1 protein-coding gene is annotated in these 1,746 nt (G+C 71.8%); it reads right to left on the bottom strand.

The window, feature by feature from the left end; all coding sequences use genetic code 11:
- Positions 1–1,746 (bottom strand): hypothetical protein (locus ACI2L1_RS45165; protein ID WP_404745295.1); only part of this gene is annotated, 1,746 nt, incomplete at both ends.

Raw genomic sequence — 1,746 nt, 5'->3', positions numbered from 1 at the left:
GTACGGCTGCCCGTTCGCGTCCAGGCGCTCCTCGCGTGCGACGACCTCGACGGTGACCGGCGCGGCGTAGCGGACTGTGCCCTCGCCGGGAACGCGGGCGAACGGGGAGATGTCGCGGCCCGTGGCATTCTCCGCCTCCCACACCGCCGGGCGGGCGTCCGCGCCCCGCACCAGCGCCTGGGCGCGCGCGGTGTCGAAACGAGTCGTCGCCCAGTGGAAGCGCGGCAGGATCAGACGTGCGCCCTCGGCCGGGGCGTGCGCCGCCTCGCTGGTCCAGTACACGCTGGAATGGACGGGCGCCATCATGGCCAGCGCCTCGGCCGCCATCTCCCGGTGCTCCCCCAGCTCTTCCTGGAGCTTGCCGGCGAGCTGCTCGGCGTGTTCCGTCAGCGCGTGCCGAAGCTGTGGCAGCTGCGTCCCGGGCCCCCCAGGCATCGTCTGGCCGATAAGCACCTCGGCTTGGCGGGCCAGTTCCCGGAACCGCTCGTCACGCAGGAACAGCAGCGGCAGCGAGGACCTAAAGTCCGTCTCCGATGGCCGGCCGGCCGCCGCGAAAGCGTCCTCGACCACCTCACGTGCCCGCTCCCTCAGCAGCCGTGCGCCCTCGACGCCGTCGCCGAACCGCTCGTCGAGCAGCCGTGCGTCAGAACCGCTGACCAGGTGCAGCGCAAAAACGTAAGCCGTTTCAGCGTGGAGAACCTGGACGTCGTCGTGACGCAGCAGCCCGTCGTCCAGGGCTTCGCGGCTCTCGCGCCGGACAGGGGGGAACGGCGGCGGCACCGTCCCGCTGAGGCTTTCGCCGCCGGGCCGGCCGGTCATCCGGGAAAACGCGTCCGTGCCCGCGCCTTCCCCGGTGACGTCCGAGGTCAACCAGGTCGTCCGGGCCACGTACATCCGCTGGTGCGGCGGCGTGAGCGACTCCAGGAGCGCTTCTCTGACCTCTGCCCCGACCCGCTTTCGGACCTCCGGATCACCCAGCAGCCCACGTGGGTCGAGGTTCCCATCCGCCCAGCCGTGCAGGCCCGCGGCATCGATCCCGGAGAGGTCCGGTTCGGCCGCGTCCCGCGTTCCGGCCTGGTGCGACGCCTCAAGGACGTCGAACAGGGAGTGTTCGCCCGAGGGCAGGAGCCAGCCCATCAGCGCCTGACGGAACAGCAAAGCGTCGCCGTCGGGCACGTTCAGCCACCGGTGCACCTGGAGCAGCCACGCGGCGGAGTGCGCCGCGCTCTGCCCGACACGAAGGCCCCGCCGGTCGCGCATCTGGGCGAGCCAGGCGGCATCACGCCCTCGCGCCGACTCGGGGCGTGCCGCGATCACGGCCCCGGTACGCATGCGGATCGGCCAGCCCCGCAACGAAAACCAGCGACGCATGGTGGACGGCAGCGCGGTGATGAACCTGGTCGCCCGCTGCCATCGCGCCCGCGCCCCATCGCCGCGTTGGCTCAGCAGCCTGCTCAGCGTGTACTCGTCGGCCGGGTTCGCGTACGCGGCATTGGCGAACGCCGTCATCAGCTCGGACAGGCTCGCGTCCGAGCCGGGGTCGCGCAGCCTGCGCATCGCCTCCCGTGCGTCGGCCGGGTCCTGATGCTCGGGGAAGAACGCCTGACGGGCCTTGACCGCCCCGTGGCGTAGGGCCAGGTACGTGTACAACTGGCCGACCGCGGCACGAGCCTGCTGAACGACCTTCGGGTCAGCGGCCAGGACCTGACCGATCCCCTTCTCGTGCTCCTCGCTGTACTGCTCCCA

The sequence above is a fragment of the Streptomyces sp. NPDC019531 genome, assembly GCF_044903305.1.
GTDB lineage: Bacteria > Actinomycetota > Actinomycetes > Streptomycetales > Streptomycetaceae > Streptomyces.
The sequence above is the reverse complement of the archived record's forward strand: the minus strand, read 5'-3'. Positions and strand labels throughout refer to the sequence as shown.